This is a genomic window from Streptomyces luteolus (assembly GCF_029968015.1).
Classification (GTDB): Bacteria; Actinomycetota; Actinomycetes; order Streptomycetales; family Streptomycetaceae; genus Streptomyces; species Streptomyces luteolus.
The window spans coordinates 1-6,795 of the sequence record NZ_JASCIS010000091.1 but is presented as its reverse complement, the minus strand read 5'-3'; the positions used below and the strand labels follow the sequence as shown (position 1 = coordinate 6,795).

Here is a 6,795-nt window from a genome sequence, read left to right as displayed (position 1 = left end):
CTCAGGGGGCGAGCAGCAGGTTGTACGAGCGCTCCTTGGCGGCGGCGTACCGCTTGGCGACGTCCTGCCAGTTGACGACGGCCCACATGGCGTCGATGAAGTCGACCTTCTGGTTCTTGTACTGCAGGTAGAAGGCGTGCTCCCAGGCGTCGAAGACCAGGATCGGCGTGGAGCCCTGGCCGACGTTGCCCTGGTGGTCGTAGATCTGCTCCACGATCAGGCGCCCGCTCACCGGCTCGTAGGCGAGCACGCCCCAGCCGGAGCCCTGCGTGGTGGCCGCGGCCTTGGTCAGCTGGGTCTTGAACCCGGCGAACGAACCGAAGGACTCCGCGATGGCGTCCGCGAGGTCGCCCACACCGTCGGCGGCCAGCGGCTCGCCGCCGCCGTCACCGGTCATGTTCTGCCAGTAGATGCTGTGCAGGATGTGCCCGGAGAGGTGGAAGGCCAGGTTCTTCTCCAGGCCGTTGATCGAGCCCCACGCCTCCTTGTCGCGCGCCTCCGCCAGCTGTTCGAGGGTGTCGTTCGCGCCCTTCACGTACGCCGCGTGGTGCTTGTCGTGGTGCAGCTCGATGATCTGCGGGTTGATGACCGGCTCGAGGGCCGCGTAGTCGTACGGGAGTTCAGGAAGTGTGTAGACGGCCATCGGATTCCCCTCGAACGCTTATTGCAACCAACTTGCAAGTGCAGGCTAGCAGCAAGAGATCGTTCCGGCGTGGTGGACCCTCGGATGGACGCGCATGACGCAGGCCCCCGCCCGGGTGTCCGGGCGGGGGCCTGCGGTCGTACGAGACAGAGAGCCGGGTCAGCGCTTGGCGTCGGCCTTCTGCTTGTCGGCCTTCGACGTGTTGGCCTTCGGTTTGTCGGAGTCGGCCTCGGCTTCGGCTTCGGCTTCGGGCTTGGCGTCCTCGGCCTCCTCGGCGTCGTCGCCTGAGGTCTCGGAGGTCTCGTCCTCCGCCTCCTTCTCCTCGGCCTCGGCCTCCGCAGCCGCCTCCGCGGGGGCCTCCTCCGCCTCCTCCGAAACCCCGGCCTCGGCCTCCGCGCCCGCGTCACCGCCCGCCGGGGCCGGCGGCAGCTTGCCCGCCTTCAGGTCCTCCAGCTCGGCGGCCAGCGTGTCGACCTTGGCGTGCGCGGCCTTCACGGAGTTGGACTGCTGCAGGACGTAGCCGATCACGGCGAGCACGATCGTCAGGCCGCCCGTGTAGTACAGCTGGACCCGCGTGCCCTCCTCGCGCGCCATGAGCACGAAGACCGCGGCCATAGCGGCGAGGGCGATCCACGTCAGGTACGGGTAGAGCCACATCTTCACGACGAGCTTCTCCGGCGCCTCGCGCTGCAGCTTCCTGCGCATGCGCAGCTGGGCCGCGGCGATGAAGAACCAGACGACGAGGATGATCGCGCCGATGATGTTCAGGAGCCAGGCGAACAGCGTCTCCGGATACCAGTAGCTGAGCAGCACGCAGACGAAGCCGAAGACGCTGGAGGTCATCACGGCGGCACGGGGGACGCCGCCGGAGATCCTGCCGAGGACCTTCGGGCCCTGACCGCGGGCGACGAGCGAGCCGGCCATGCGGGAGGCACCGTAGATGTTGGCGTTCATCGCGGAGAGCAGGGCGATGAAGACGACCACGTTCATGATCTGGCCCGCGGCCGGCAGGCCGAGCGCCTCCAGGGTCACGACGTACGAACCCTTGTCGGGGTTGGGCAGCGCCGGGTCGGTCCACGGGACGAGGGTGGCGATGACCGCCATCGAGCCGACGTAGAAGATCGCGATGCGCCACATCGCGGTGCGCACGGCCTTCGCCACGCCCTTGACCGGGTGCTCCGACTCGGCCGCCGCGATGGTGACCGTCTCCAGACCGCCGTACGCGAAGACCGAGGCGAGCAGGCCGACGATCAGGCCCTCGCTGCCGTTCGGGAAGAAGCCGCCCTCGCCGGTGAGGTTGGACAGGCCCGGCGGCTCGTGGTTCGGCAGGACGCCCGCGATGGCGGCGACGCCGATGCCGAGGAAGAGCACGATCGCGCCGATCTTCAGCGCGGCGAACCAGAACTCGAACTCACCGAAGTTCCGCACCGAGATCAGGTTCGTGATGCAGAAGAGGAGCATGAACAGCGCCACGAACGCCCACTCGGGCACGCTCGGGACCCAGCCGTGCGCGATCTTCGCGGCGCCGATGCCCTCCAGGCCCACGGCCACGCAGAGCAGGAACCAGAAGGACCAGCCGGCGGTGAAGCCCGCCCACGGGCCGATGGCCTTCTCGGCGTGCACCGAGAAGGAGCCGGAGGCCGGGTTGGCGGCGGCCATCTCGCCCAGCATGCGCATGACGAGCATGACGAGGGCGCCGGAGATCGCGTACGCGATGATGATCGACGGTCCGGCCGCGGCGATCGCGGCACCGGAGCCCACGAACAGTCCGGCACCGATCACACCGCCGAGGGCGATCATGGAGAGATGGCGCTGCTTCAGGCCGTTGCCGAGACGTGCGTCAGGACGTGCGTCGGCGGAAGTACCCGAATCTTGCTCTTTGTCCAGAGTTGTCCGAGACATGGTCGAGGGGAGTCCAGTACGTGAGACGGTAGAAGTGGGGCCAGTGTGAGTGCCGTCTCCGCTGAGCAGAAGATCCAGCTCGCTATCCGGACAATTCTTTGACTTGAAGTGTGCGGTCCGTCACCGTGCGTTGTGCCTCCGTCGCGCTCGCCACTCGCGCAGCCCCGCGACCGCCATCACGGCCGCCGTCGCGCCCGTCGACCAGAGCAGCTGCGGCCGTGCCTCCGCGTCGTTGAGCATCAGCCCCACCACCGCGGCGATCGCCGCAAGCGCCGCCCAGGTGAGCCACGGGAAGCCCCACATCTTCAGTACGAGCCGCTCCGGCGCCCGGCGCTCGAACTGCCGCCGCAGCCGCAGCTGGGACACGGCGATCAGCGCCCACACGAACAGCAGGACCGCGCCGACCGAGTTGAGCAGGTACTTGAAGACCGAGTCCGGCCACTTCAGGTTGAGCAGTACGGAGACGAAGCCGAACGCCACCGAGGCGAGCACCGCGAGCCGCGGCACCCCGCCGCCCGACACCTGGAGCAGCGACTTCGGGGCCTCCCCGCGCTCGGCGAGCGAGAAGATCATCCGCGACGAGCCGTACAGGTTGGCGTTGAGCGCCGAGAGCAGCGCCACGAACACCACGATGTTCATGATCTGCCCGGCCGAGGGCACCCCGATCGAGTCGAGCACCGTCACGTACGGGCTGAGCCCGGCCTTCTGCGCGGTCCACGGCAGCACGGTCACGATCACCAGCATGGAGCCGACGTAGAAGAAGAGGATCCGCCAGACCGCGCTGCGCACCGCGCGGGCCACCGAGCGGGCGGGGTCGGCGGACTCGGCCGCCGCGATCGTCACGACCTCCAGGCCGCCGAACGCGAAGACGACCGCGAGCACGCCGGAGACCACTCCCTCCCAGCCGTTCGGCAGGAACCCGCCCTGGCCGGTGAGGTTGGTGAGCCCGACCGGATCGGTGTCCGGCAGCAGCCCGAGGATCGCGAGCGCGCCGAGGACGAGGAACAGCACGATCGCCACGACCTTGAGCAGGGCGAACCAGAACTCGAACTCGCCGAAGTTCCGCACCGCGGCCAGGTTCGCGCCGGTGAAGAACACCATGAAGATCAGCACCCAGGTCCACTGCGGTACGGATCCGACCCAGCCGTGCGCGATCTGCGCGGCCGCGGTCGCCTCCACGGCGAGCACGACGACGAGCAGCATCCAGTAGAGCCAGCCCACGCTGAACCCGGCCCAGCGCCCGATCGCCCGCTCCGCGTGCACCGAGAACGAACCCGAGGCCGGCATCGCCGCGGACATCTCGCCGAGCATCCGCATCACGAGCATCGCGAGCGTGCCCGCGATCAGATACGAGAGGACGATGCCGGGTCCGGCGACGGAGATCCCGGCGCCCGAGCCGACGAAGAGCCCGGCGCCGATCACGCCGCCCAGGCCCAGCATCGTCAGATGCCGCTGCTTCAGGGCGTGGGAGAGCGGCTCCGACTCCTCCAGGGGCGGCTTCGGGTCCTGCGGAGCGGCCGCGGGGGCCGGGGAGTCGTGCATGTGGGGGGCGCTCTCAGCGATTTGGTGGGACCCCACAGTCTCTCCCCGGTACCCCGCATTCCGCAAAAGCGGTGCTGCTGCCCTGGCCTGGAGTGATGCGGGTCACGCGGGGCGGAGGTGTGGGGCCGCTGCTTTGTGTGGATCACACCAACTCCCCAACGGCCGCTTTGTCAGCGCCTCATGGTGATGGCGCGCAGGGCTGTGGGCTAACGTCACACCGTCCCGTACCACCACCGCCGCACCACGTCCTGCCAGGGAGTCCCATGGCCACCGCAGCCGTCACCACCCGTCCCGGCCAGGTCCTCGCCGACCTGCTGCCCGCCTCGCGCACCCGCGATGCCGCGCTGGTCGCCGGCGGCGCCGTACTCACCGGGCTCGCCGCCCAGGTGGTCGTACCGGTGCCGGGCTCCCCGGTCCCGGTCACCGGCCAGACCTTCGCCGCGCTGCTCGTCGGCACCGCACTCGGCGCCCGCCGCGGCTTCGCCGCCCTCGCGGTGTACGCGCTCGCCGGCGTCGTGGGCGTCCCGTGGTTCCAGGACGGCACCGCGGGCTGGGGCGGGGCGTCCTTCGGGTACATCCTCGGCATGCTGCTCGCCGCGACGATGGTCGGCGAGCTGGCCCGCCGCGGCGGTGACCGGTCCGCGCTGCGGATGGCGGGCACGATGGCCTTCGGCTCGCTGGTGATCTACGCGGTCGGCGTCCCGTGGCTGATGGCCGCCACGGGTCTTTCCTTCACTGCCGCCCTCGCGGCGGGAGTCGTCCCCTTCCTCATCGGCGACGCCCTGAAGGCCGCCCTGGCGATGGGTCTGCTCCCGTCGGCCTGGAAGCTGGCGGGCCGTCGGGGCTGAGGCTTTTTCTTCCCCTCCCCGCCCCTTCCCGAAAGTCCTGGCGGACGGCTTCGGGGACTGCGCCCCCGGGCCCCGCTTCTCGGCCGTCTTTTTACTGCCTCGCCGTCGTGGCTGGTCGCGCAGTTCCCCGCGCCCCCTAAAAACCAGCCCGTCCGGCGTTTGAGGACGAGCGCCTCAGCGCGATACGGGGGTCTGGGGGCGGCAGCCCCCAGGGGCTGTCGGCAAGACTTCGGGAAGGGGCGGGGAGGGGATCAGAACGGCCCGGCGCCGAACAGTCCCGCCGGGTCGTACGCCCTCCTCACCACCCCCAACCTCCGCCACACCCCCGGCTCGTACGCATCCCGTACCGCCAACTCCCCGCGCTCCCCGAACAGATGGTTCAGGTTCCGCCCGAGCCGGACCTCCGCGAGCGGGGCCAGGGCCTCGCCCTGAAGAGCCCGAGCCCCCGAGCGGTCCAGCTCGAACAGCGCCGACAGCACCGTCACCAGATACCGCGCCCCCCGGAACCCCACCGCGTTCGGCACCTCCGGCTCCCGCCCGAGCGCCCCGCCCAGATGCTTGATCTGCACCACCGCCCCGGCCCGCGCCGCCTCCCCGGTCAGCGCGCCGAGCGCAGCGCCCGGCACCGACGTGACGAGCGCGTTGTCCCCGTCGTACGGGTGCGGATACGGCGGATCGCTGTGGATCGTGTGGCTCTCGGCGTACGGCATGACCCGCAGGTCGTCGACCATCGGCCCCAACTCCCGCAGCGGAGCGACCAGTCGGGCGCCTTCCGACGCGCTCCCGGTGTACGCGACCCGCACCGCCATCACGTACCGCCCGCGATACGCCTCCGGCGCGAACGGCGCGTCCGGCCAGGTCATGAGGACAACCGAAGACGTCAGCTCTTCGGGCAGACCCTCCGTCCACGCCAGGTACGCGGCCAGCGCCCCCGGCACCCGCTCGTCGGCGAAGGCCAGGACACCGCCGTAGACCTCGGTGAGCGGCACGAGGCCGAACTCCACCGCCGTGACGACCCCGAAGCCGCCGCCGCCCCCGCGCAGCGCCCAGAACAGCTCGGGCTCGGTGTCGGCGGTGACGTGCCGCGGCGCGCCGTCGGCGGTCACGAGGTCGAAGGAGCGCACGTGGTCGGCCGCGTAGCCGAACCGCCGCCCCAGGATGCCGAGTCCGCCGCCGGTGAGGTAGCCGACGACGCCGACGCCGGGCGCCGAGCCGTTCAGCGGCGCGAGCCCGTGCCCGGCGGCAGCGGCGATCACCTCGGCCCAGGTCACCCCGGCCTCGGCGCGGGCGGTACGGGCGGCCGGGTCGATCCGCAGGCCCTTCATCCGGCCGGTGGCGACGAGCAGGGCGTCGTCGCCCGCCGCGGCGGCGAGCCCGTGTCCGGTGGACTGCACGGCGACACGGAGCCCGTGCGCGCCCGCGTACCGCACCGCGGCCCGTACGTCGTCGGCGTTCTCGGCGCCCACGGTGAGCGCGGGGCGATGGGCGTAGGCGGTCTGGAAGCCCTGCCGCGCCTCGTCGTACCCAACGTCGCCGGGGCGGAGGACGGGGCCGTGCGTGTCGGGGAGGGGGAGCGCTGAGGAGGTCCGGTTCTCGGTCATGCGGCCACTCTCACCGCGTTACCTGACAACTTCCGTCAACTTTTTCTCCGTACGACAGCCGTGCGACAGCCGGTACGACAGCGCCCCCTTCGGTGACGGTCACCGAAGGGGGCGCTGATACGGGTGCGGGGTGGGTCAGGCGTCGAGTCGGGCGTCGAGTTCGGCGTCCAGGTCGGTGCCGGTGGTGGTGCGGGTGCGGCCGCGTTCGCGCAGGACGGCGATGGCGATGACGAGGGCGGCGACGAGGAGGGAGAGGAGT

4 protein-coding genes and 1 pseudogene are annotated in these 6,795 nt (G+C 70.9%); 1 reads left to right on the top strand and 4 read right to left on the bottom strand.

The features are described from left to right. Nucleotide 1 precedes the first annotated feature (1 nt). The 3 genes and pseudogenes from QIT00_RS38415 to QIT00_RS38405 all read right to left on the bottom strand — a co-directional run bounded on the left by QIT00_RS38415 (nt 2) and on the right by QIT00_RS38405 (nt 4,087). The gene (locus QIT00_RS38415; protein WP_282540145.1) at nt 2–643 is read right to left on the bottom strand and encodes a superoxide dismutase; all 642 of its coding nucleotides are present in this window, start codon (nt 641–643) and stop codon (nt 2–4) included. Nucleotides 644–1,138: 495 nt separating this feature from the next. Next, nucleotides 1,139–2,545 (bottom strand): annotated as a pseudogene (locus tag QIT00_RS38410) (amino acid permease); the annotation flags it as partial. A 120-nt stretch (nt 2,546–2,665) separates the two neighbouring features. Then, nucleotides 2,666–4,087 (bottom strand): amino acid permease, encoded by a 1,422-nt coding sequence (locus tag QIT00_RS38405; RefSeq protein ID WP_282540144.1) that lies wholly within the window; start codon nt 4,085–4,087, stop codon nt 2,666–2,668. A gap of 263 nt (nt 4,088–4,350) precedes the next feature. Here QIT00_RS38405 and QIT00_RS38400 point away from each other — a divergent pair, with 263 nt between their 5' ends. Continuing rightward, entirely contained in the window at nt 4,351–4,935 is a 585-nt protein-coding gene (locus QIT00_RS38400; RefSeq protein ID WP_282540143.1) for a biotin transporter BioY, read from the top strand. A gap of 251 nt (nt 4,936–5,186) precedes the next feature. On the opposite strand, the gene QIT00_RS38395 is transcribed toward QIT00_RS38400, so the two are convergent. Then, complete coding sequence (locus QIT00_RS38395) at nt 5,187–6,536, bottom strand: FAD-binding oxidoreductase (protein ID WP_282540142.1); 1,350 nt, start codon at nt 6,534–6,536, stop codon at nt 5,187–5,189. Nucleotides 6,537–6,795: the final 259 nt, after the last annotated feature.

What these genes read in the sequence shown, in the direction of transcription:
- QIT00_RS38400 (WP_282540143.1), top strand. Translation starts at nt 4,351, where the DNA reads ATGGCCACCGCAGCCGTCACCACCCGTCCCGGCCAGGTCCTCGCCGAC.
- QIT00_RS38405 (WP_282540144.1), bottom strand. Translation starts at nt 4,087, where the DNA reads ATGCACGACTCCCCGGCCCCCGCGGCCGCTCCGCAGGACCCGAAGCCG.
- QIT00_RS38395 (WP_282540142.1), bottom strand. Translation starts at nt 6,536, where the DNA reads ATGACCGAGAACCGGACCTCCTCAGCGCTCCCCCTCCCCGACACGCAC.
- QIT00_RS38415 (WP_282540145.1), bottom strand. Translation starts at nt 643, where the DNA reads ATGGCCGTCTACACACTTCCTGAACTCCCGTACGACTACGCGGCCCTC.